The organism is Allgaiera indica, from assembly GCF_900106675.1.
Taxonomy (GTDB): Bacteria; Pseudomonadota; Alphaproteobacteria; order Rhodobacterales; family Rhodobacteraceae; genus Acidimangrovimonas; species Acidimangrovimonas indica.
Genome location: NZ_FNOB01000010.1, coordinates 1 through 21,417, shown reverse-complemented (window position 1 = coordinate 21,417; position 21,417 = coordinate 1). Strand labels below are relative to the sequence as shown.

The 21,417-nt window shown below is 67.2% G+C and carries 19 protein-coding genes, 1 tRNA gene and 1 pseudogene; 8 read left to right on the top strand and 13 right to left on the bottom strand.

Annotated features, from left to right (window positions below; genetic code table 11):
• Positions 1-7: 7 nt before the first annotated feature.
• From opgC to ilvC, 3 genes are all read right to left on the bottom strand, one after another.
• Positions 8-1,192: an OpgC domain-containing protein gene (gene opgC / locus BLV97_RS10685; protein WP_035846211.1), complete on the bottom strand. Its 1,185-nt coding sequence runs from the start codon at positions 1,190-1,192 to the stop codon at positions 8-10.
• A gap of 244 nt (positions 1,193-1,436) precedes the next feature.
• A complete protein-coding gene (locus BLV97_RS10680) occupies positions 1,437-2,333 on the bottom strand; it encodes a DMT family transporter (RefSeq protein ID WP_035846212.1) in 897 nt (298 codons plus the stop codon).
• 326 nt (positions 2,334-2,659) lie between these two features.
• Positions 2,660-3,682: a ketol-acid reductoisomerase gene (ilvC, locus tag BLV97_RS10675; protein WP_035846214.1), complete on the bottom strand. Its 1,023-nt coding sequence runs from the start codon at positions 3,680-3,682 to the stop codon at positions 2,660-2,662.
• A 129-nt stretch (positions 3,683-3,811) separates the two neighbouring features.
• Here ilvC and BLV97_RS10670 point away from each other — a divergent pair, with 129 nt between their 5' ends.
• The 3 genes from BLV97_RS10670 (at position 3,812) to BLV97_RS10660 (ending at position 5,998) form a co-directional block, all read left to right on the top strand.
• Positions 3,812-4,270: an Lrp/AsnC family transcriptional regulator gene (locus BLV97_RS10670; RefSeq protein ID WP_035846215.1), complete on the top strand. Its 459-nt coding sequence runs from the start codon at positions 3,812-3,814 to the stop codon at positions 4,268-4,270.
• Positions 4,267-4,725 (top strand): Lrp/AsnC family transcriptional regulator, encoded by a 459-nt coding sequence (locus BLV97_RS10665; RefSeq protein WP_035846217.1) that lies wholly within the window; start codon positions 4,267-4,269, stop codon positions 4,723-4,725. Before BLV97_RS10670 ends, BLV97_RS10665 begins: the two co-directional genes overlap by 4 nt.
• Before the next feature lie 145 nt (positions 4,726-4,870).
• A complete protein-coding gene (locus tag BLV97_RS10660; protein ID WP_035846218.1) occupies positions 4,871-5,998 on the top strand; it encodes an aminotransferase class V-fold PLP-dependent enzyme in 1,128 nt (375 codons plus the stop codon).
• A gap of 46 nt (positions 5,999-6,044) precedes the next feature.
• Here BLV97_RS10660 and BLV97_RS10655 read toward each other — a convergent pair whose 3' ends face one another.
• The 3 genes from BLV97_RS10655 to BLV97_RS10645 form a co-directional block, all read right to left on the bottom strand.
• Positions 6,045-7,244: a UbiH/UbiF family hydroxylase gene (locus BLV97_RS10655; RefSeq protein WP_035846220.1), complete on the bottom strand. Its 1,200-nt coding sequence runs from the start codon at positions 7,242-7,244 to the stop codon at positions 6,045-6,047.
• A 140-nt stretch (positions 7,245-7,384) separates the two neighbouring features.
• Complete coding sequence (locus BLV97_RS10650) at positions 7,385-7,612, bottom strand: hypothetical protein (protein WP_035846221.1); 228 nt, start codon at positions 7,610-7,612, stop codon at positions 7,385-7,387.
• Positions 7,613-7,727: 115 nt separating this feature from the next.
• Positions 7,728-8,369, bottom strand: a complete 642-nt coding sequence (locus BLV97_RS10645) for a pyrimidine 5'-nucleotidase (RefSeq protein ID WP_035846223.1) — start codon at positions 8,367-8,369, stop codon at positions 7,728-7,730.
• 150 nt (positions 8,370-8,519) lie between these two features.
• Between BLV97_RS10645 and BLV97_RS10640 the strand changes: the two genes are divergently transcribed.
• Positions 8,520-9,176, top strand: a complete 657-nt coding sequence (locus tag BLV97_RS10640) for a GntR family transcriptional regulator (RefSeq protein ID WP_035846224.1) — start codon at positions 8,520-8,522, stop codon at positions 9,174-9,176.
• Positions 9,177-9,427: 251 nt separating this feature from the next.
• Here BLV97_RS10640 and BLV97_RS10635 read toward each other — a convergent pair whose 3' ends face one another.
• Together BLV97_RS10635 and carA are read right to left on the bottom strand one after the other, a co-directional pair.
• Entirely contained in the window at positions 9,428-11,386 is a 1,959-nt protein-coding gene (locus BLV97_RS10635; RefSeq protein WP_081825186.1) for a glycosyltransferase family 2 protein, read from the bottom strand.
• 111 nt (positions 11,387-11,497) lie between these two features.
• The gene (carA, locus tag BLV97_RS10630; RefSeq protein WP_035846226.1) at positions 11,498-12,667 is read right to left on the bottom strand and encodes a glutamine-hydrolyzing carbamoyl-phosphate synthase small subunit; all 1,170 of its coding nucleotides are present in this window, start codon (positions 12,665-12,667) and stop codon (positions 11,498-11,500) included.
• Between the two features lie 206 nt (positions 12,668-12,873).
• Between carA and BLV97_RS10625 the strand changes: the two genes are divergently transcribed.
• Positions 12,874-13,332 (top strand): GatB/YqeY domain-containing protein, encoded by a 459-nt coding sequence (locus tag BLV97_RS10625; protein WP_035846227.1) that lies wholly within the window; start codon positions 12,874-12,876, stop codon positions 13,330-13,332.
• Between the two features lie 117 nt (positions 13,333-13,449).
• Here BLV97_RS10625 and BLV97_RS10620 read toward each other — a convergent pair whose 3' ends face one another.
• The 4 genes from BLV97_RS10620 to lipB all read right to left on the bottom strand — a co-directional run bounded on the left by BLV97_RS10620 (position 13,450) and on the right by lipB (position 17,124).
• Positions 13,450-13,977: a DUF2244 domain-containing protein gene (locus tag BLV97_RS10620; RefSeq protein WP_035846229.1), complete on the bottom strand. Its 528-nt coding sequence runs from the start codon at positions 13,975-13,977 to the stop codon at positions 13,450-13,452.
• 11 nt (positions 13,978-13,988) lie between these two features.
• Positions 13,989-15,656, bottom strand: a complete 1,668-nt coding sequence (locus tag BLV97_RS10615) for a cytochrome c oxidase subunit I (RefSeq protein WP_035846231.1) — start codon at positions 15,654-15,656, stop codon at positions 13,989-13,991.
• 309 nt (positions 15,657-15,965) lie between these two features.
• Complete coding sequence (locus BLV97_RS10610) at positions 15,966-16,382, bottom strand: c-type cytochrome (RefSeq protein WP_035846233.1); 417 nt, start codon at positions 16,380-16,382, stop codon at positions 15,966-15,968.
• 16 nt (positions 16,383-16,398) lie between these two features.
• Positions 16,399-17,124, bottom strand: a complete 726-nt coding sequence (gene lipB, locus BLV97_RS10605) for a lipoyl(octanoyl) transferase LipB (protein WP_051646292.1) — start codon at positions 17,122-17,124, stop codon at positions 16,399-16,401.
• 260 nt (positions 17,125-17,384) lie between these two features.
• Here lipB and BLV97_RS10600 point away from each other — a divergent pair.
• Positions 17,385-17,471 (top strand) — tRNA-Leu (locus BLV97_RS10600).
• A gap of 31 nt (positions 17,472-17,502) precedes the next feature.
• Positions 17,503-18,405 carry a lysophospholipid acyltransferase family protein gene (locus BLV97_RS10595; protein ID WP_035846234.1) on the top strand — a complete coding sequence of 301 codons (903 nt, stop codon included), beginning with the start codon at positions 17,503-17,505 and terminating at the stop codon, positions 18,403-18,405.
• Positions 18,406-18,507: 102 nt separating this feature from the next.
• Here the strand turns inward: BLV97_RS10595 and BLV97_RS21860 are convergent, their stop codons facing one another.
• Complete coding sequence (locus BLV97_RS21860) at positions 18,508-20,844, bottom strand: glycosyltransferase N-terminal domain-containing protein (RefSeq protein ID WP_081825187.1); 2,337 nt, start codon at positions 20,842-20,844, stop codon at positions 18,508-18,510.
• 193 nt (positions 20,845-21,037) lie between these two features.
• Between BLV97_RS21860 and BLV97_RS10585 the strand changes: the two are divergent.
• Positions 21,038-21,417: pseudogene (locus BLV97_RS10585) on the top strand (IS5 family transposase); the annotation flags it as partial.

The following is a 21,417-nucleotide window of genomic DNA, read 5'->3' as shown; positions in this document are numbered from 1 at the left end:
TTGTCCGCTATTCCGCGGTGAGGGCGGCGGCGGGAGCGGGTCGGGATTTGGCCCATTTGTGGGCCCAGGCGACCAGGAAAAGCGGCGGCAGGCAGGCAAGCAGCAGCAGGTTCGCCTCAAGCACACCGGGCTTGCGGCCGTCGAGGTAGATCGAAAGCGCGTAGATCAGGACGATGTGCGCGGTGAAGACTTGCAGCGAATGCTGGCCAAGGAACACCAGCGGCCGCCAGGTGAACAGCTTGTGCAGCCCCGCCGCGGCGGCTCGGGTCAGCGCGTGGTGGCTGTCGGCCCCGGCGTTCAGCAGCCAGGCGACGATGTAGAGGTCCAGCGCGAAATTCAGCAGGTAGATCGCGTCAAGGTTGCCACGATCGAGCTTGCGCCAGATCATCCGGCTGAAATCGATCCCGAAGGACATGGTATAGACGGCGACATCCATCACCGCGAGCATGGCGAAACCCAGAAGCGCTATGTGGAACAGTCGTTCGGATTGAGGGCGACGGAAGAAGCCCAGATCCAGCTTGCCCGCGGCCATCAGATACCCAAGCCACAGCCCGCCCATATACAGGACCTGCCAGGCGAAGACGTTGAAATAGATACCGATATGCACCGGATGTCCGGCGGCTTTCAGCGCCGCTTCCACCGGTCGCTCGGCCAGGTCCGGCATCCCGGATTGCGCGAACAGCCAGGCCACCAGCGACATTGCGGCCACGCTCAGCGCGCAACCGGATTGGAAGGCGCGCAGCACCAGCGGGGTGAACGCCATGAAGACGATATACATCGGCAAGATGCCCATGTGCAGCGTTCCGGTCAGCAGGCCAAGCTCTGCCAGCGTGAAGACGATCGGCTCTTTGGCCTGTTGCGCCAGGATCTTGGCCGGGATGTCCAGTTGTGCCAATGCCAGCGCGGCAACAAGGAACCCGATCGCCAGCACCGCGTGGTAGCGCCAGATATGGAACATGCGTTTGCCCACGGCGTCGCGCATGTCGGCCACGCCCCGGCGCAGCATCCGCTTGGTATAGACCAGCCCGACCACGAAGCCGGAAATGAAGACGAAACCCTGCGCATCCTCGACCCAGCCGATGTACTGGTGGTTGATCTTGCCAAGCAAGGTGTGGAGATACACGTTCGCATGGGCGACCGTCATGAACAGCAGAAAATAGCCGCGAAAGCCGTCGAGCAGGGTCAGGCGCATGGCCGAAATCCTTGAGTCGTTCCCCGCCCGATGCGAGGGAGAGCGGAGGAGCATCTGCGCATTCCCAGGCGCGAAATCAATGGCACGCTGAGCGGCCGCCAGCAGAATGCGCGCCCGATGGCCGATGGGGGGCCTTTGCCGGCGCAAAGGCGCCGTGTGGTCGGGCGGTCGGGGGGTGGGGAACGGCGGTTTTCCGCATCGGGCCAGGTGGTTGCCGGGCCAGGTGGTTGCGGGGCCGGGGCGGTTACGGACGGCGGCGCCAGACCGGCGCGCGCGATATCGCCAGGCCCGCCAGGATCAGGACCAGCGCGATCAGGAAGGTGGGGGGCATCTGCTCGTGCAGCAGGAAGGTGCCGAACAGCACCGACCAGATCGGCACCTGGTAATTGACCTGGGTAAGGAAGGTCGGCCCGGCAGAGGTGATCACCCGCACCAGGATCAGCGTGGCCAGCGCGGTGGGAAAGAGGCCCAGGTAGATCACGGCCGCCAGCGCCGTCGGGTCGGGGCTGGGGCGCGGTTCCCAGATCAGGGCGGCGGGGACGATCACGCAGCTGGCCGCGATCAGGGCGCCGGCGCCGAAGCTTAGCTGATTCGAGGGCGGCGCCCGGCGAGTGATGATCGAACCGATCGCATAGCAGCCGGCGGCGGCGATACAAGCCAGCCGTGCCAGGGTTTCGCTTTCGGCGCCGGTCGAGGCGAAAGCCGCCGGCCCGATCAGCGCCGCGACGCCCGCGAAGCCGACGATGAAGCCGATCCCCTTGCGTCGGGTCAGCTCTTCGCCCGGCACGAAGACATGGGCGAGCGGCAGCACCAGAAGCGGCACCACCGCCATGGTGATCCCGGCAAATCCCGAGGTCACCGATTTCTGCGCCCAGGCCAAGAGAAGGAAGGGGAAGGCGTTGGAAAACATCCCCATGCCGATGATATGCAGCCAAAGCCTGCGCGCGCCGAACCCGGGCAGCCCCTTGCCCAGCCCATAGGCCAAGGCGGTCAACGCCAGCGCCCCCAGCGCGATCCGGATCGCCGCCACCTGCGCCGGCCCGAAGCCGGTGAGCGACAGCTTTACCCCCATGAACGAAGCCCCCCACACGACACCCAGAAGGATGAGAAGCAGCCAGTCGGTGGGTGTCGCACGGGTCATGCGCTCTCGCTAGCGTGAGACGCGGGCGGGCGCCAGAGGGAAGACGTCAATCAGAGCAAGGCGGTGCCGCGGCCCGCGCGGGGTGTCCGTGGCCGCGGGGGCCGCCGGGTGCGTCCCCGGGGGGCGTTTGGCTGCGCTGGAAACCGGGCCCGTCCGCTGCCATCCTCTTTGGCAGAAATTCCCGCCGGCGGGCCGGGGGCCGGACGGGGGCGACGCCAAGTGTGGGAAGGGCCCCGGAGCACGGATGAACCCGGACCGCGGATGAAAAAGGGCGCCCCGAAGGGCGCCCAGTCGGTCAGGGCCGGGGGACCGGCCTGACGGGGAATTCAGTTCTTGGCCTTGTCGACCAGCTTGCCGGCGCCGATCCAGGGCATCATGGCGCGCAGCTTTTCGCCCACGGCCTCGATCTGGTGTTCGTCGTTGCGGCGGCGGGTGGCCTTGAAGAACGGCTGACCCACGGCATTTTCGGCCATGAAGTTCGACACGAAGCGGCCCGACTGGATGTCTTCCAGCACTTCCTTCATGCGCGCCTTGGTCTCGGCATAGGGCAGGATGCGCGGCCCCGAGACATATTCGCCGTATTCGGCGGTGTTCGAGATCGAATAGTTCATGTTGGCGATGCCGCCCTCGTAGATCAGATCCACGATCAGCTTCACTTCGTGCAGGCATTCGAAATAGGCCATCTCGGGCTCATAGCCAGCCTCGACCAGGGTTTCGAAGCCCATGCGGATCAATTCCACCAGGCCACCGCACAGCACCGCCTGCTCGCCGAACAGGTCGGTTTCGCATTCCTGGCGGAAGTTGGTCTCGATGATGCCCGACCGGCCGCCGCCGATGGCCGAGCAATAGGACAGCCCGATCTCCATCGCCTTGCCCGAGGCGTCATTGTGCACCGCCACAAGGCAGGGCACGCCGCCGCCCTTGACATATTCGCCGCGCACCGTGTGGCCGGGGCCCTTCGGGGCCATCATGATCACGTCGACGCCGGGCTTCGGCTCGATCAGGCCGAAATGCACGTTCAGGCCGTGGGCGAAGGCGATCGCCGCGCCCTCGCGCAGATTGTCGTGGACGTATTTGCGGTAGGTTTCGGCCTGCAGCTCGTCCGGCATGGTGAACATCATCAGGTCGCACCAGGCGGCGGCTTCCGCGATCCCCATGACCTTCAGGCCTTCGGCTTCGGCCTTCTGCGCGGAAGGGCTACCCTCGCGCAACGCGACCGCCAGGTTCTTCGCCCCCGAATCGCGCAGGTTCAGCGCGTGGGCGTGCCCCTGACTGCCATAGCCGAGGATCGCGACCTTCTTATCCTTGATCAGGTTGATGTCGCAATCGCGGTCATAATAAACGCGCATTCTTCTCTCCTTGGGTCGTCATCAATCGGGGAGGATAAAGAAATCTGGGCGAATTACGGTTCATGATTTGATCATCCCAGCGAAATATGGAAAATATCATGTGTAAAATTGTATAATAACGAAAATTTCATGCAGATCGACGATACCGACCGCCGCATCCTGCGCCAGCTGATGGCAGAGCCGGATGTGTCCACCCCCGATCTGGCCGCGCGGGCGGGGGTGACCACCGCTACGTGCTGGCGCCGGCTCGAGAAATTGCGCGAACGCGGCGTGCTGAAGGGACAGCAGGCGGTGCTGGACTGGCGCGCGCTGGGCTTCGAGGTGGAGGTGAGCCTGCGGCTGACGCTCGACAAGACCCAGCCGCGCGCCTTTGAGGAGCTGATCGCCGAGGCACGTCAAATCCCCGAGGTGATCGAGATCCAGACTTTCCTGGGTCAAGTCGATCTGCGGCTGAATCTGGTGGCGCGGGACATGGCGCATTACCAGCAGGTCTACCGCGAGCGGATCCTGGGCCTGCCCCATATCGCCGATATCGAGGCGCTGATGCATGTCTCGGTGATCAAGTCGGCCGAGGGGTTGCCGTTGTGATCGCGCTCGATGATCTCGACCGGGCATTCCTGCGGGCGCTGGTGGCGGATGCGACGCTGTCCGCCGGAGAGTTGGGGCGACGCTACGGATTGTCGCAGCCGGCGGCCTGGCGGCGGCTGAAGCGGCTGACCTCGGCCGGTGTCATCCGCACCCGTCGGGTGGTGGTCGACCGCGAGGCGCTGGGATTTTCGGTGACCGTCTTCCTGGGGGTGAAGCTGGCGACCCGGGGACGGGTGAGCCTGGAGGACTTCGAGCGCGCCGTCAGTGCCATCCCCGAAGTGCAGACGGTGCAGTATATCCTGGGCGCCTATGACTATCGACTGCGCGTGGTAGCCCGCGATCTGGCGGATTTCGAACGCGTATTGCGGCGGCGGGTCATGACCTTGCCGGGGATCGGGCAGGTCGATGCCAATGTGCTGTTGAGCGAAGAGCGCCTGCCGGGACCGATCGGATAGGTGCCTGTGGCACCCCGGCAGGGGGCTCTGCCCCCGTCGCGCAGGCGCGACTCCCCCGGAGTATTTTTTCCAAGATGAAGATCAGGGGCTGGCCGGATTGGGGGTGGCGGGCTACACCTTCGGCAGCAACTGAATGGAGAGGCCCATGCCCGCTTTGCGCCCCGATGTCGATCCCGACGGTCTGCAGGAATTCTCGGTCGTGTTCACGGACCGGTCGCTGAACCACATGTCGGCGAGGTTCCAGGCGGTGATGCGCGATATCTCGTCGATGTTGAAGGAGGTCTACAACGCGGCCTCGGTGGCGCTGGTGCCCGGCGGCGGCACCTGCGCGATGGAGGCGGTGGCACGGCAGTTCGCTTCCGGCCGCAAGGCGCTGGTAGTGCGCAATGGCTGGTTCTCGTTCCGGTGGAGCCAGATCTTCGAGGCGGGGGGATTTGCTTCGGAGACCACGGCGATGAAGGCGCGCCAGAACGGCAACGAGGTTCAGGCCCCTTTCGCGCCGGCGCCGATCGACGAGGTCGTGGCGCGCATACATGACATGAAACCCGACGTGGTCTTCGCCCCGCATGTCGAGACCGCCGCCGGGATCATCCTGCCGGACGGCTATCTGCGCGCACTGGCGACCGCGGCGCACGATGTGGGCGCGCTGTTCGTGCTGGATTGCGTGGCCTCGGGCGCGGTCTGGGTGGATATGAAGGCGGTGGGGGTCGATGTGCTGATCTCGGCGCCGCAGAAGGGATGGTCGGCGTCGCCATCGGCCGGTTTGGTGATGATGTCGGACAGGGCGCGGGCGCGCATCGATTCGACCGAATCCACCAGCTTCGCGCTGGACCTGAAGAAGTGGCTGGCGATCATGGAGGCCTATGAGGCCGGCGGCCATGCCTATCATGCCACCCTGCCGACCGATGCGCTGGCCGGTTTCCGCGACACGATGGCTGAGACCCGGGCCTATGGCTTCGACCGGCTGAAATCGGCTCAGTGGAAGTTGGGCGAGGGCGTGCGGGCGATGTTGGCGGCGAACGGCGTGCGCTCGGTCGCGGCCGAGGGTTTCGGCGCGCCGGGCGTGGTGGTCAGCTATACCGACGATCCCGATATCCAGAACGGCAAGAAATTCGCGGCCAAGGGTTTGCAGATCGCGGCCGGCGTGCCGCTGCAATGCGATGAGCCCGAAGGTTTTCGCACCTTCCGGCTGGGCCTGTTCGGGTTGGACAAGCTCTATGATGTGGACGGCACGATCACGCGGCTGAAAGAGGTGATGGACGAGGTGCTCTGACGCCCCTCGTCCGGCCCACCCCGTGCGGCGCCGCCGGGGCCTCCGGTCAGCGCATTCCCAGCCCGGCGCGCATCAAGGTCTTGCGCACCGGGGCGAGGGAATAAAGCGCATTCAGCGCGCCTGCGCGCAGATCGCGCAGCCCCTGCCCCCCCAGCATCGAGGCCCGGTTCAGCGCGTCGATCCCGGTCACCCGTGCCAGCACTTCGGGGTGGCGGCGGCGGTGGTAGCTTTCCAGCACCGACGCCGCGCCGATGTCGCCGGGATGACCCTCGACCAGTTCCAGCAGCACCCGCAGGTCGGCGAGGCTCATGTTCAGGCCCTGGGCGCCGATCGGCGGCACGACATGGGCGGCCTCGGCCATCAGCGCGGTGCGCGCGCCCGTCATCCGCTGCGCGATCTGGCTGATGATCGGCCAGACGCTGCGGCGGCTGGCAAGCTTCAGCGGCCCGAACAGGTGGCACGATCGTTCCGACATCGCGGCCTCGAATTCGGCCTCGGGCAGGGCGGCCAGGCGCTGGGCCTCGGGGCCGCGTTCCATCCAGACCACGGCGGAACAGGGATACCCGTCGCGGTCGGGTAGCGGCACCAGGGTAAAGGGGCCGCCAGAGCGGTGGATCTCCGTCGAGACATTGGCATGCGGGATCGGGTGCGTCACTGCGAAGGCAAGCGCCTTCTGGCCGTAGCGGATGGTGCGCGCGCCAATGCCCAGCGCTTCGCGCACCGCCGAATTGCGCCCGTCCGCGCCAATCAGCAGCCGTGCCGAGACCTGGGCGCCGTCGGACAGCGTCACCAGCACCTCGTTGTCTCGCGTCAGGACCGAGCGCGTGCCGGTACCGGGACGGAACTGGGCGGTTTCGATCTGTTCCAGCCGCGCCACCATCTCGCGCCGCAAAAGCCAGTTGGGCAGGTTCCAGCCGAAGGGCTGGTCGGAAATGTCGGCGGCGTCGAAATCCTTGATCACCCGCGGCTCTGGCGTGTCGCCGCCCGCGTCCACGATACGCATGATCTGCAGCGGCGTCGCGAAGGGTTCCAGCCGCTCCCACAGCCCGGCGGCGGTAAGCACGGGGACAGAGGGTTGCAGAAAGGCGGTGGTGCGCAGATCGGCGCCCTCGTCCTGTTCCGAGGTGACCGGCGGCGCGGGATCGACGCATAGCACCGAATAGCCGGCGGTTCCGAAGGCAGCCGCCGCCGTCAGCCCGGCGACGCCGCCGCCCGAGATCAGGATATCGACCGTTTCACGTTCCATCGCCGCCTCCGTTCCTGCGCGATACCTGCGCGGCAACTTAGACCCGGGCGCGGGGCGGGGAAAGGCTTTGCCCGCCGGCGGCTGCGGGCGGCTGCGGGCGGGTGCGGGCGGCGCGGGAAGGTTGTGCGGAGGGGGGCGCCTCAGCCGGCGGCGATGCGGACCAGCAGCGCCATCATCACCGGCACCATGGCCAGGGCGCTTAGCGACAGGGCGGGCAGGCCCCACAGGATCGTCGCGATCGCGACCAGGCTGACGAAGGTCAGCAGTGCGTACCAGATGTTTTCCTGGCCCTTGTGGGCGATGTCGCGGGCGATCCAGCCCAGGATCGGCAGGGCAAAGAAGGTACGGCGCAGCGCGGCGGCGGTCATGTCGTGGCTCCTGTTCGCATTCCGGGGTGTTCTAGCGGCTCTGGTCCGCACACGGAAACGTCATGATGCCGCAGCGCGGCGAAGCGTCGCGGCCGCAGTAGGGGGCTTCGGGGTATCAGATCCGCGACAGGAAGTCGCGCAGATCGGCGGTATGGTGGTGGATATGGGGTGCCGGTTCGGGCCGCGGGGCGACGTGGACGGTACGCATCCCCATCGCATGGGGTGCCGTCAGATTGCGCGGATCGTCTTCGAACATCGCGCCCTCACCGGGCGACAGGCCGTCGCGGGTGAAGATGCGCTCAAACGCCGCGCGCTCGGGTTTGGGCAGGAAACCCGCGTGTTCGACGCCGTAGACCGCGTCGAACAGGTTCGCGAGGCCGCGCGCGGCCAGCACGCGTTCGGCATAGGGCGCGCAGCCGTTGGTATAGACGATCTTGCGCCCGGGCAGGGCGCGGATATGGCCGGCCAGTGCCGCGTCGGGCTGCAGATGGTCAAGCGAGATATCATGCACCTCGTCAAGATAGGGGCCGGGATCGACGCCATGTTCGCGCATCAGCCCGGCCAGGGTGGTGCCGTAAGTCGCCCAGTAATGGTGGCGCAGGCGGTCGGCCTCGGCCCGGGGGACGCCGAGGCTTTGCATGACCCAGGCGGTCATCTTCACCTCGATCTGGTCGAAGAGCCGGGCCTCGGGCGGGTAAAGTGTGTTGTCCAGGTCGAAGACCCAGGCACGGACATGGGAAAAATGCTGCGCGACCATGGCCGGACCCTAGGCCCGCCGTGGCGGGGCGGCAAGGGGGGGCTATCGGGGGCGGCGGCAGGCCCCCCGGGGGGTGTTGCCGCGGGCTTGAAGGCACCGGCGCCCACGGCTAGGCTTTCACGATCGCGCGCTGGCGCGCCGGAGAACAGGATGCAGGATCTCAAGCCCGTCCAGAAGGATGCCTATTCGCTGATCCTCGAGGCGATCGACACCGGGCTTTACCGTCCCGGCGACCGGCTGGTGGAATCGGAATTGGCCGAACGCTTCGGTGTCTCGCGCACGCCGATCCGCGAGGCGTTGCAGCGGCTTGAGACGCAATCCATGCTGACGCGCGACGGGCGCAGCCTGATCGTGGCCTCGCTTGATCACAACCAGTTGGCCGAGCTTTACGCCGTGCGGACCGAGTTGGAGGCCCTGGCCGCGCGCCTGGCCGCCCGCCACGCCAGCGACGAAGAGATCCGGGTGCTGCGCGACATGGCGGTCGCCGACCGGCGGATGCTGGGCGACGCCCAGGCGCTGAGCCGCGCCAACCGGCGGTTCCACAAGCAGATCCACCTGGCATCGCACAACCGGTTCCTGGTGCAGCAGCTTGATCTTGTGCACCGCTCCATGGCGCTGCTGGCAACCACCTCCTTCGCGGCCGAGGGCAGGGACGAGGTGGCGCTGGACGAACATGACGCGATCGTCGCGGCGATCGCGGCGCGCGACGAAACCGCCGCCGCCGAGACGCTGCGCCGCCATATCTCGAAGGCCTTCGAGACCCGGTTGAAGCTGGATGCCGGGGAATTGCAGCCGCGCGGACACTGAAGGGCGCGGCGCGGCGGGGGCCGTCCGAAGGCCTGGCCATGGGCCCGCTGCCGTCATGCTGCTCGGGCGTCGCGAGGCGCGGATCCGGCCGGTGCCCCGGCACGGCCGGCCCCCGGGGACAAATGCGGCCATAAGACCGCCGGCGGGGTCGTCGCGACAGGACGCGTCCCGGGGAGGGGCGGGCGTGCCGCGCGGCAAGTTTGGGAATGGACATGTCCGCCCGCTGCGCCGAGATCGGGCCTGGCGCGGGTTCACGTCCGACGGACGGCGCCGTTCGGCCCGTTTGAATGCCTGCGCCGTTCGGCGGACCTAAGGGGCGGTTGCGATTCCAGATCGCCAATATCGAACAGCCCGTGTGCCGTCTTGTCCCAATAGAAGGGCCGGGTCACCAGTTCCCACAGCGCCTTGTAGGCGGCCAGCGTGGCGAGCGGGAAATACAGCGTCAGCGTCGGTACCCAGGGGATCAGGAACCGATGCCGGCGTCCGCGGCAGGCATAGACCCCCACAACCAGATTGACCGCCTCGCTGGACAGGAACAGCACGATCAAGCTTTGCCCCGCCCAGGCCGGCAGCCCCGCCAGCGGATGGGCGAGGCCCAGGGCCAGCAACCAGAAGCTCCACGATACGGGGGCAAGGACGACCTGGGAAAGCGTTGCCAAAAGCAGCACCTGTAGTCCCAGGAATTTCTTCCATCCCAGTTGGCGCAGGGTTTCGCGCGGCGCCCGGTTGTGCACCGCCCAGGTCATCATGAACCCCTTCAGCCAACGCGAGCGCTGCCGGATCCAGGGCAGAAGGCGGCAATTCGCCTCTTCGCCGGTCACAGTCTCGATCATCTCGGCACGGTAGCCATGCCGTGCCAGCCGCATCCCCAGGTCGGCGTCCTCGGTGACGTTGTGCGCATCCCAGCCGTCCAGCGCCTCAAGCGCGGCGCGGCGAAAGAACAGTGTCGTTCCCCCCAGCGGAATCGCCAGGCCCAGCCGCTCGATCCCGGGAAGCACCACACGAAACCAGGTCGCGTATTCGATGGTGAAGCAACGGGCCAGCCAGTTGGTGCGCGGGTTGAAATAATCCAGCTGCCCCTGAAGACAGGCGACTTCGGCGCCGCGCTCGTGGAAGCGGCGGACGACGTCATGTATCTGCTGCGGATCCGGGGCGTCCTCTGCGTCCCAGACGCCGACGATCGACCCGCGGCAGAGGTCGAGCCCGAAATTCAGCGCCCGGGGCTTGGTCTTCAGCTTGCCCGCCGGCGCGATGGCAACGCGCATCCAGGGCGGAAGCCCATGGCGGCGCAGGGTTTCCAGTGTGCGCCGGTCCTCGGCCTCGACCAGCAGAAGGACGTCGAGCAATTCGCGCGGATAGTCGAGCCGGCCGAGGCGTCGGATCAGCCGCGGCGCGATATCGGGTTCATGGTAGAGCGGCACCATGATCGAGACACAGGGTAGCCGGGCGATCTGCGGATGCTCGGCGGGTGCTTCGTCCCGGGGGGGCGGGCGGCCGTTTCCGCGCATCATCGCCAACGCGGCCATTGCTTTCATCACGATCGTGCTGGTCATGGCCAGGCTGGCCCAGGCGCCCAGCAGCAGCAGCGCATGCGCTGGTGCAAGGATCAGGCCCGCGGCGATGACCAGCATCATGCCGACCACCAGGGCCCGGGCCCGCCCATGTTGCCATGGCCGACAGCTTTCGGCCTCGGCCACGCGGCCCTCGGCGCGGTGCGACAGGGCGGGCGCGCGCAGTGCCAGGACCGCCCGTGTCAGTTCGGCTTCCGGCGCAAGGCGCATCACCACGGGTCCGAACAGCGCCCGCAGCTCTGCCCGGTGGCGTTCGAACATCTCGGGCCGGGCGGTGGCGATCATCACCGCGCCGCCGATCCGCGCCCAGGGGACCAGCGCCTCGCGCAAGCAGCGATGCGCCCCGAAACGATCGATCAGCCGCGGGTCCGGGGGGCTTGCGTGCGGGTCGATCGCCTCGGTCCCGAAAAGCCGCGCCTGGGCGGCAAGAAGCTGCGGCGCGCCGACCAGCCCCTGGTAGAACAGGATATCGGCAAGCCGCGCCTCCTGCCGGGCGGCCAGGGCCACGGCGGGGGGCTCCTCGGCGGGGTCGAGCGCGCCCATCTCGATCAGCACGTCGGTCAGCCGCTGCGATTCACCGCGTGCCGAAACCCCGCGCTGTGTGGCGCCGCCGGAAATGGCTCGGATTTTCGTGACCATGCCTTACCCGTTCTCTGCCGGCGCAGGATCGGGCAAATTTACTTAATTTGTCGTTAATGCTAACGCGTCGCACCTGTTTCCGCGTCGGCCGGCGGCCAGGCCTACCCGGGTTCAGCCGGCGCGGCGGGCCTGCATCGCCTCGGAGAAGCGCTCGAACAGGTAGTAGCTGTCCTGGGGGCCGGGGCTGGCCTCGGGATGGTACTGGACCGAGAACACCGGCTTGCCCGCCACCCTGATGCCGCAGTTCGAGCCGTCGAACAGGCTGACGTGGGTTTCCACGACATCGGCGGGCAGGGTCTGGCTGTCCACGGTGAAGCCATGGTTCATGCTGGTGATCTCGACCTTGCCGGTCTCGCGGTCCTTGACGGGATGGTTGGCGCCGTGATGGCCGTGGTTCATCTTCACGGTCTTCGCGCCCAGCGCCAGGGCCAGCATCTGGTGGCCCAGGCAGATCCCGAAGACGGGAATCTCCGCGGCCAGGATCGCCTTGATCGTCGGCACGGCATATTCACCGGTCGCCGCCGGATCCCCCGGCCCGTTGGACAGGAACACGCCGTCCGGATTCTGCGCCAGAACATCGTCGGCGGTCGCGGTGGCCGGCAGGACCGTCACGTCGCATCCGGCCGAGGCCAGGCAGCGCAGGATGTTGCGCTTCGCGCCATAGTCGATCGCCACGACCTTGTGGCCGGGGGTGGTGCGCTTGGTATAGCCCTCGGGCCAGGCCCAGCGCATTTCGTCCCAGTGATAGCTTTGCGCGCAGGTGACATCCTTCGCCAGATCAAGCCCGACCAGCCCCTTCCAGGCGCGCGCCTTGGCGACCAGCGCGGCGATGTCGAACTTGCCGTCCGGATCATGGGCCAGCGCCACGTGCGGGGCGCCCTGCTGGCGGATCGCCCGGGTCAGGCGCCTGGTATCGACGCCGCCGATGCAGATCCGGCCCTTGCGTCGCAGCCAATCTGTCAGATCAGCGGTGGCGCGCCAGTTCGACGGCACCGTCGGATCCCATTTCACCACCATGCCCTCGGCCACCGGTTCGGCGGTTTCGTCATCGTCCTCGTTGACGCCGACATTGCCGATATGGGGAAAGGTGAAGGTCACGACCTGGCCGGCGTAGGACGGATCGGTCATGATCTCCTGATAGCCGGTCATCGCGGTGTTGAAGCACAGTTCCGCCACGGTCACGCCGGTGGCGCCGAACCCTTGGCCATAGAAGATCGTCCCGTCCGCCAGGGCGAGACAGGCGGTGGGATGCGGCGCGGTTTGCGGCTGGCGTAGCGGCATGAGGCGACTCCTCGGCTCAAATCTTCGGCAAACTAAGGGGAGGGCCTGGGCGGGTCAAGGCCCTGTGGTGAATTGATTTAGTCAGTATTTTCAATGGCTTTCCTCTAAGGTATAGGTTGAAAGCCATCCGGCTAGTCATTATCTTGACCGCTTGGCCCCGGAGGGCGCCGACCAAGTCATGACCGAGGCAAGGGAAAGTCCGACCGATGAGCCTGCAAGAGCAGATCTCCGCGTCGCTTAAGGACGCGATGAAGATGAGGGAGGCCGAGCGCCTTTCCACCCTGCGTCTGATCAACGCCGCGATCAAGGACAAGGGGATCGCGCTGCGCGGCGAGGGGGGCGAACGCGGGGTCACCGATGCCGAGATACTGGCGATCCTGGGCCGCATGGTGAAGCAGCGCCAGGAAAGCGCGCGTGCCTATGAGGAAGGCGGTCGGCTGGAGCTGGCCGAGAAGGAGCGCGCCGAGATCGCGGTAATCGAGGAATACCTGCCGCGTCAGCTGGGGCAGGAAGAGATCGCCGCGGCCGTGGATGCGGCGATCGCCGAAACCGGTGCCAGCTCGATCCGCGACATGGGGCGGGTCATGGCGGCGCTGAAGGCGAAATACACCGGCCAGATGGATTTCGGCGCGGTCGGGCCGATGGTCAAGGACCGGCTGGGCTGAGGCGCGGCTTGCGGGGGGGCTGCCGGCCTGTGCCCCCGGGGAGGTTTCCGCCAGCGTGAATCCGGGAGGCCACTGTTTTCAGCGTACCCCGGAGACCCCGGATCCGGGCGACATGGGTCAGCCGGATCTGATCCGTGCCAGTGCTTGGGCGAGTTCGCCGTGCAGGCGCGTCCGTTCCTCTGGCGTCAGGAAGGCGCCCAGCTCCACCTCTCGGCCGGCGCCGCTTAGCGTCAGGTATTGCGGAACCGGGCCCTCGGTCGGGTGCAGATGCAGCACCACCCAGTAGGGGTTGGCCTCCCAGACCTGGCGCGGCGCGCGGGTATTATGGCGGGTCAGGCGAATGCTTTCGGGTGTCAGGTGCAATTCCTCGATCAATTGCCCGTCCCTGTAGCTGCGCTTCAACGCCAGCCATAGCCCGGCCCCGGCCAGAAGCACGAAGGGCAACAGCCCCCAAAGCAGCGGCGTGCCCAGCACCTCGAGGAGCGGCAACGCCAGGAAGGTGGCCATGATCGCGATCACCCACGCAAAGCCGCGCCGGGGCAAGGAGCGATGGGGCCAGAGGTGCAGCTCGGCGGTCGGCGACGGAAAAGGGGCCTCGGATCCTTCCGAAGCCCCTTCTGGTTTTCTGACCCATTCGTAGGGCACGCGCGGCCCGCCTAATGGGAGCGGCTGTGATCCCAATCCGACGGTTTCGGCAGGATCTCGAACGTATGTTCCGGCGGCGGGCTGGGCAGGGTCCATTCCAGCGTGTCGGCATATTCGTTCCAGTAGTTGTTCTGAGTCACCTTCGCGCCCCTAAACAGCGTGTAGGCCACCACCCCGATGAACCACACGAAGGAGGCGAAGGCGATGAAGGCGCCGATCGAGGCGACGTGGTTCCACAGCGAGAAGGCCTCGGGGTAGTCGCTGTAGCGGCGCGGCATGCCCTGGCGGCCGAGGAAGTGCATCGGGAAGAAGGTCAGGTTCGAGCCGATGAACATGCCCCAGAAATGCAGCTTGCCGGCCCATTCCGGGTATTGCCGGCCCGACATCTTGCCGATCCAGAAATAGATGCCCGCAAAGATCGCGAAGACGGCGCCCAGGCTCATCACATAGTGGAAATGCGCCACGACATAATAGGTGTCGTGATAGTAGCGGTCGACCGCCGCCTGGCTCAGGATCACGCCGGTCACGCCGCCGACGGTGAACAGGAACAGGAAGCCGACGGCGAACAGCATCGGTGTCTTGAACTCGATCGAGCCGCCCCACATCGTGGCGATCCAGCTGAATACCTTCACGCCGGTGGGGACCGCGATCACCATCGTCGCCAGCATGAAATAGCTTTGCTGCGTCAGCGACAGGCCCACGGTGTACATGTGGTGCGCCCAGACCACGAAGCCCAGCACCGCGATCGCAACCATGGCGTAGACCATCGGCAGGTAGCCGAAGATCGGCTTCTTCGAGAAGGTGGCGATCACATGGCTGATGATGCCGAAGCCCGGGACGATGATGATGTAGACCTCGGGGTGGCCGAAGAACCACAGGATGTGCTGATACAGCACCGGATCGCCGCCGCCGGCCGCATCGAAGAAGGTGGTGCCGAAGTTGCGATCGGTGATCAGCATGGTGATCGCGCCGGCAAGCACCGGCAACGACAGCAGGATCAGCCAGGCGGTGACGAAGATCGACCAAGGAAACAGCGGCACCTTGTGCAGCGTCATCCCCGGTGCGCGCATGTTCAGGAAGGTGGTGATCATGTTGATCGCCCCCAGGATCGACGACACCCCCGACAGGTGCACGGCAAAGAAGGCCAGGTCGATCGAATAGCCCCCGGGCTGGGTCGAGAGCGGCGGATAAAGCACCCATCCCACGCCCGACCCCGCCTGATTTTCCTGCCCCGGGGCGAAGACCGACGCGATGGCCAGCGCGGTGCCCGCGACATACAGCCAGTAGGACAGGTTGTTCATCCGCGGAAAGGCCATGTCCGGCGCGCCGATCTGCAGCGGCATGAAGTAGTTGCCAAACCCCCCGAACAGCGCCGGGATCACCACGAAGAACATCATCAGGATGCCATGCGCGGTGATGATCACGTTCCACAGGTGGCCGTCGGGCGCGCAATTGCCCGCCGGGATCAGGCGCATCCCCTCGGCGCACATGAACTGCGTGCCGGGTGCCATCAGCTCCATCCGCATGTAGACGGTGAAGACCACCGAAATGAAGCCCACCGCCGCAGCCGTGAACAGATAGAGAATCCCGATGTCCTTGTGATTGGTCGACATGAACCAGCGGGTGAAGAAGCCGCGAGGATCATGCCCGTCCTGTGTCCGAACGGTTGCGTCCGCCATGAAGTGCCTCCCATTCCTGACGTCGCCGCACGTGGATCCGCCACACGCGATGATCATATAAGATCACATTTTAGAGCGCACGACGTATGGAAAAACAATCGTTCAGTGCCTGGAAGGGCGGAAATGCCGCGCGGATGGGCCGGAATTACCCCTCTCTGCGGCGCGATGCCGCAGCCTGCGGCCGCGTTGCATGCCTCTTCCGCCGGCGAGACATGCCTGCATGTGCGGAGCCGCGTCCACTTTCTTTCTTTAGGAAATATCCCGCGGGGGCGGGGCGGGGCGGGGGCGTGAAACCCCCGGCGCCGCGCTTTATTGCTTCGCGACCGAGGCCAGATAGGCCGCGACGTCCTCGCCGCCCCGGCGCAGCTTGAAGGTCATCTTGCTGCGCGCGGCGCCATCGCCGGTGTACTTTTCAAGGAATTCGGTCGGGTTCTTGACGTATTCGGCAAGATTTTCCTCGTTCCAGACCAGGCCCTTTTCCGCCGCTTCCTTGATTCCGGCGCCGTAATTGTAGCCCGGTTCGCTTGCCGCCTTGCGGCCGATCACGCCGTAAAGGTTCGGGCCCACCCTACCACCGCGGACGATCGTCTTGTCCTCCGGTCCGGTGATCGCATGGCAGGCTTTGCACATGCGGAAGGTCTTTTCGCCCTTCGCCGCGTCGCCGGCGGCAAAGGCGGGGCTGGCCAGCGCGATCACACTCAGCGCGGTAAGGAAATGAAGTTTCATGTCGGGCGTCTCCTCGTCACTCGTTGCGCCTTTCGACCATATTCATCTTCGGTCGAAAGGGAAGAGAGGCTTCGCCGCAGGCGCCTCCGGGCGGGGCGGAAAAGACACGCTCGAAGGTGTGTCGCAGCGCGGTATCCACATCCTCCATCGTCACCGGCAGGCCCAGATCGACCAGGCTGGTCACGCCGTGATCGCGAATGCCGCAGGGGATGATGCCGGAAAAATGGCTAAGGTCCGGTTCGACATTGATCGACAGGCCATGGAAGCTGACCCAGCGGCGCAGTTTCACCCCGATCGCGGCGATCTTGTCCTCGGGCACCTCGCCATCGGGGCCGGGCGGGCGCTCGGGGCGCTGCACCCAGACGCCGACGCGGCCGTCGCGGATCTCGCCCTTGACGTTGAACTCGGCAAGCGCGGCGATTACCCAATCCTCGAGCTGGCGCACGAAGCAGCGCACGTCGCGGCCGCGGGTGTTGAGGTTGAGCATCACATAGGCGACCCGCTGGCCCGGGCCGTGATAGGTGTATTGCCCGCCGCGCCCGGCGGAGAACACCGGAAAGCGGTCGGGCTCGACCAGATCCTCGGGACGGGCCGAGGTGCCGGCAGTGTACAGCGGCGGATGTTCCAGCAGCCAGACGGCCTCGTCCGCCTCGCCGGCGGCGATTCGCGCGACGCGTTCCTCCATCGCGGCCAGAGCCGCCTCATAGGGCACCCGCCCCGGCCAATGGCGCCATTCCACCATCGCGTTGGTCCTTCCTGGTCGCGGGGCCGCCATGCCGCGCGCCCGCGTTGTACAGTCATCTGGGCAGTGATGTGATGATCGGGGCCCGAATTGCAACCACCTGCGCGGCGGGCGCAGGCCGGCAGTGCCGCGACATGCGCCGCCGGGCGGGCGGGAAACGCCGCGCCGGCCCGCGCCGGTTTGCCCGCGCGGGCGCCGAAATATCCTCTTCACATCCGCCGGGCGCTCGGCTAAGAGACGGCGCATCAAGCCAAGGCAGTGCGGTCGTGGCGGAATTGGTAGACGCGCAGCGTTGAGGTCGCTGTGGGGTAACTCCCGTGGAAGTTCGAGTCTTCTCGACCGCACCATTCTTTTCCTAGCCGCAAGGCCCTCTAGCGCATGACGACATCCGAAGGACGCGGGCTGAGCCCCTGGCTGCAGGACCGTCTGTTTCGGGGCGTTCTAGGGGCACTGTTGCTGCTTCCCTATTCCTGGCGTGTGCCGCTGTGCGGCTGGTTGATGTCGCGCCTGGTTGCGCCGCTGGCCGGATACCGGCGCAGGGTGCGCGAGAACCTGGCCAAGGTGCTGCCCGATCTGCCCGAGGCAGAGGTCCGCCGGCTGGAACGCGCCGTGCCCGACAACGTGGGCCGCACCTTGATCGAGATCTATTCGGGGGCGGAATTCGTCGCCCGGTGTACCGCGTCGGCGCCGACCGGGCCGGGGCTTGCGGCGCTGGACGCGGCCCATGCGGCGGGGCGGCCGGTGATCTTGGTGACCGGGCATTTCGGCAATTACGACGCCAGCCGCGCGGCGCTGATCGCGCGGGGCTACAACATCGGCGCGCTCTACCGCCCGATGTCGAACCCGTTCTTCAACGATCATTACGTCCGTGCCATATCGCGCATCGGCACGCCGCTGTTTGCGCGCGGGCGTCGGGGTATGGCCGAAATGGTGAAATTCCTGCGTGGCGGCGGGATGCTGGGTCTGTTGATGGACCAATGGATGCAGACCGGTGCGCGGCTGCAGTTCTTCGGCCAGGATGCGCTGACGGCGCTGTCGGCGGCGGATCTGGCGCTGAAATACGACGCGCTGGTGGTGCCGACCTATGGCGTCCGGCGGGCCGACGGGCTGACCTTCGACATCGTGGTCGAGGCGCCGATCGAGCATGGCGATCCGGCGGTGATGACCCAGGCGATGAATGACAGCCTTGAGCGCCTGACCCGCGCGCATCCCGAGCAATGGTTCTGGATTCACCGGCGCTGGAAGGACATTCCCGAATGGTGGCAGGATCCGCTGGCCTGAGGCTGCGCCGCGGGGCGGGGGCGCTGCCCCCCGAGGCCCGCGCCGCACCCGCTGCGGGGCCGTGATCGGCGCCCGGGATATTTTCGCCAAAGTGAAAGTGGATCAGGGGTGTTCCGGCGCCGACCAGAGCGTTTCGTAGACCTTCCAGATCGCGTCGGCCTCTCGGTCCAGGGAGAACAGGGTTTCGGCGCGCGTGCGCGCGGCGGCGCCCGCGGCGGGGCCGGTGGCAAGCAGCGCGCGGGCGGCCTCGGCGGCGGCCTCGGCATCGCCGAAGGGGACCATGCGGCCGGCGTCGGCATTGCCGATGAAGGCCTCGAAATTGCCGGTCTCGGTCAGCACGCAGGGAACCGCGGCGGCCATCGCCTCGAGCGGGGTCATACCGTAGCCTTCGTAGCGCGGGGTGGCGATCAGCAGGCTGAGCGCGCGCATCGTCTTCGGCATCCGGTCGGCGGGGATCTCGCCGACAAAGAGGATGCGGTCGGACAGCCCGGCGGCGGCGACCTGGGTCTTCAGCCGGTCCAGGAAAGGCTGGTCCCGGGGCTTCGCCGCCCCGATCACCAGGGCGGTCGTGCCGGGCATCTCGGGCAGCAGACGGATCATCGCGGCGACGAAGGTGTCGGTGCCCTTCTCGGGGCGGATCCGGCCGACGGTGGCGATGCCACGTGTGCCGCCATGGCCCAGCGCGGCCCAGGCGGCGGCGCGGTCCGAGGCGGGGGCGAAACGGGCGGTATCAACGCCGTGCGGCACGATCGCCGTGGTGTTGGGCACGAAGCTTGCGGCGCGTTCGGTCGTGGCGATGACCGCATCCATGCGCGAGATCATCCAGCGCGGCAGGGCCGAATGGCGCCGGATCGCGGCAGAGGTGAAGACCGTGCGGATCGGCAGGCGCAGCAGATCGCGCGCCAGGATCGCCAGTGCCATCTCGGGGTCGCGGCGCACATGCCAGATGCGGAAGCGGCGGCCCGGCGGCGGGCGGCGCGACAGCGCCAGCGCCGCGCGGGCAGGCATCGGTTCCGGGCAGCCCGGCAGCGGCTGGCCCACTGGCGCGACCGCACGGCCCTGCCGTGCGTGCCGCGCGGTGACCGCGGCGGCGGTGGCCGAGACACCGGTGAAGCGGCGGTGAAGGTTGGTCACCAGCACCTCGGCCGGGCCGGGGCGGTCGAGTGCCGACAGGATCGTTTCCAGCGCGGTGCGGGTGGCGCCGGCGGCCTCGGTCGCCGCGTCGCGGGCGCGCTCGGCCTGAGCCTGGGCCGCCCCGGCGGAAGAAAGCGCCGCCAGCGCCTGCGCCAGACTTTCCGCGTCGCGCACCTCCAGCGCGCCGTCGGCGGCGGCGAGGCGGGCGTAGATCGGCGCGAAATTCGCCACATGCGGCCCGTGCAGGATGGCCGAATGCAACGCCGCGGGTTCATAGGGGTTGTGGCCGCCGACCTCGGTCAGCGAACCGCCGACGAAGCTGATCGGCGCGAGGCGGAACCACAGCCCCATCTCGCCCAGCGTGTCGGCCAGGTAGATCCGGGTCTCGGGGCCCGGATCCTCGCCCGCCGCGCGTTGCGCGACGGTCCAGCCCGCCGCGCGCAGCTCTGCCGCAAGTGCCGCGCCGCGTTCGGGGTGGCGCGGCGCGAGGATCAGCAGGTGGTCGGGAAAGGCGCGGTGGGCCTTGGCGGCGACCTCTTCTTCGCCCGGATGGGTCGAGGCGGCCAGCCAGCGCGGACGCGCGCCCAGCAATGCCTGCAGGCGGGCAAGTTCGGCCGGGTCGCAATCGGGCGCCGCGGCGTCTTCCTTCAGCGTGCCGGTGACCCGCACCCGCGCGGCCGGGGCGCCCAGCGCGGTCAGCCGGCGCGCGGTCTGATCGTCCTGCGCCAGGATCGCGTCGAACCGGCCCAGCATGGCGCGGGCAAGGCCGCGGGCCCGGGCCCAGCCCTTCGCCGAGGCCTCGGACAGCCGGGCGTTGATCAACAGCATCGGGATGCCGCGGGCATGGGTGTCATGGACCATGCGCGGCCAAAGTTCGCTTTCCGCCCAGATGGCGACGTCGGGGCGCCAGTGGTCAAGGAACCGCCTGATCGCGCCCGGTGTATCGTAGGGAGCGAAGGCATGGCTGGCGAAGGCGGGCAGCCGGTCCTCCATCAGTGCGGCCGAGGTGACGGTGCCGGTGGTGACCAGAACGCGCAGATCGGGGCGCGCGCCATGCAGCGCATCGACCAGACCGAGAAGCGAGAGGCTTTCGCCGACGCTGGCTGCGTGGAACCAGATCAGCGGACCCTCGGGGCGCGGGCCGGCGGCATGGCCCCAGCGCTCGGCTGCGCGCGCCGGGTCCTCCTTGCCCTGCGCCAGGCGCCGACGCTGGGCGCGACGGAACAGCGGCGGCGCGAGGCGGCTGAATCCGAGATAGAGTGCCAGCAGGGCAGAGCGGTGCGGGCCGCCGGTCTCTGGGCGCATTGTCCGTGCCTCGGGTTCCATTCGGCGCGGAACCTAATGCGGATCGGGGGGATTGGGAAACCCCCGAATTGGCGGCCTGGGGCGCGACCAGGTCCCATTGTCGCCCGGTGCGGGTGCCTTGGGCGCCTAGGGTCAGGACCCATTGATTTCCGGTTGGCCGCGTGATTCACAGTTCGAAAAACGAGCGGTGAACATGTCTGATCTCTTCTGGCTGACGGATGCGCAGATGGCGCGTCTTGAGCCCTTCTTCCCCAAGTCACACGGCAAACCCCGCGTTGATGATCGGCGCGTGTTGAGTGGAATTATTTTTATCAATCGCAATGGTTTACGGTGGCGCGATGCCCCTGCTGCCTATGGGCCGCACAAGACGCTGTACAACCGTTGGAAACGGTGGAGTGACAAGGGCATCTTCGCCCGGATGATGGCCGGTCTGGCCGCCGAGCATGGCGAAAAGAAGACTGTGATGATCGACGCCACTTACCTGAAGGCACACCGAACAGCGACCAGCATGGGCGTGAAAAAGGGGGGCGTGGACGCCTGATTGGCCGGACAAAGGGCGGCATGAACACCAAG

Coding starts and splice junctions, on each gene's coding strand:
- opgC (WP_035846211.1), bottom strand. CDS start 1,192: ATGCGCCTGACCCTGCTCGACGGCTTTCGCGGCTATTTTCTGCTGTTC.
- BLV97_RS10680 (WP_035846212.1), bottom strand. CDS start 2,333: ATGACCCGTGCGACACCCACCGACTGGCTGCTTCTCATCCTTCTGGGT.
- ilvC (WP_035846214.1), bottom strand. CDS start 3,682: ATGCGCGTTTATTATGACCGCGATTGCGACATCAACCTGATCAAGGAT.
- BLV97_RS10670 (WP_035846215.1), top strand. CDS start 3,812: ATGCAGATCGACGATACCGACCGCCGCATCCTGCGCCAGCTGATGGCA.
- BLV97_RS10660 (WP_035846218.1), top strand. CDS start 4,871: ATGCCCGCTTTGCGCCCCGATGTCGATCCCGACGGTCTGCAGGAATTC.
- BLV97_RS10655 (WP_035846220.1), bottom strand. CDS start 7,244: ATGGAACGTGAAACGGTCGATATCCTGATCTCGGGCGGCGGCGTCGCC.
- BLV97_RS10650 (WP_035846221.1), bottom strand. CDS start 7,612: ATGACCGCCGCCGCGCTGCGCCGTACCTTCTTTGCCCTGCCGATCCTG.
- BLV97_RS10645 (WP_035846223.1), bottom strand. CDS start 8,369: ATGGTCGCGCAGCATTTTTCCCATGTCCGTGCCTGGGTCTTCGACCTG.
- BLV97_RS10640 (WP_035846224.1), top strand. CDS start 8,520: ATGCAGGATCTCAAGCCCGTCCAGAAGGATGCCTATTCGCTGATCCTC.
- BLV97_RS10635 (WP_081825186.1), bottom strand. CDS start 11,386: ATGGTCACGAAAATCCGAGCCATTTCCGGCGGCGCCACACAGCGCGGG.
- carA (WP_035846226.1), bottom strand. CDS start 12,667: ATGCCGCTACGCCAGCCGCAAACCGCGCCGCATCCCACCGCCTGTCTC.
- BLV97_RS10625 (WP_035846227.1), top strand. CDS start 12,874: ATGAGCCTGCAAGAGCAGATCTCCGCGTCGCTTAAGGACGCGATGAAG.
- BLV97_RS10615 (WP_035846231.1), bottom strand. CDS start 15,656: ATGGCGGACGCAACCGTTCGGACACAGGACGGGCATGATCCTCGCGGC.
- BLV97_RS10610 (WP_035846233.1), bottom strand. CDS start 16,382: ATGAAACTTCATTTCCTTACCGCGCTGAGTGTGATCGCGCTGGCCAGC.
- lipB (WP_051646292.1), bottom strand. CDS start 17,124: ATGGTGGAATGGCGCCATTGGCCGGGGCGGGTGCCCTATGAGGCGGCT.
- BLV97_RS10595 (WP_035846234.1), top strand. CDS start 17,503: ATGACGACATCCGAAGGACGCGGGCTGAGCCCCTGGCTGCAGGACCGT.
- BLV97_RS21860 (WP_081825187.1), bottom strand. CDS start 20,844: ATGCGCCCAGAGACCGGCGGCCCGCACCGCTCTGCCCTGCTGGCACTC.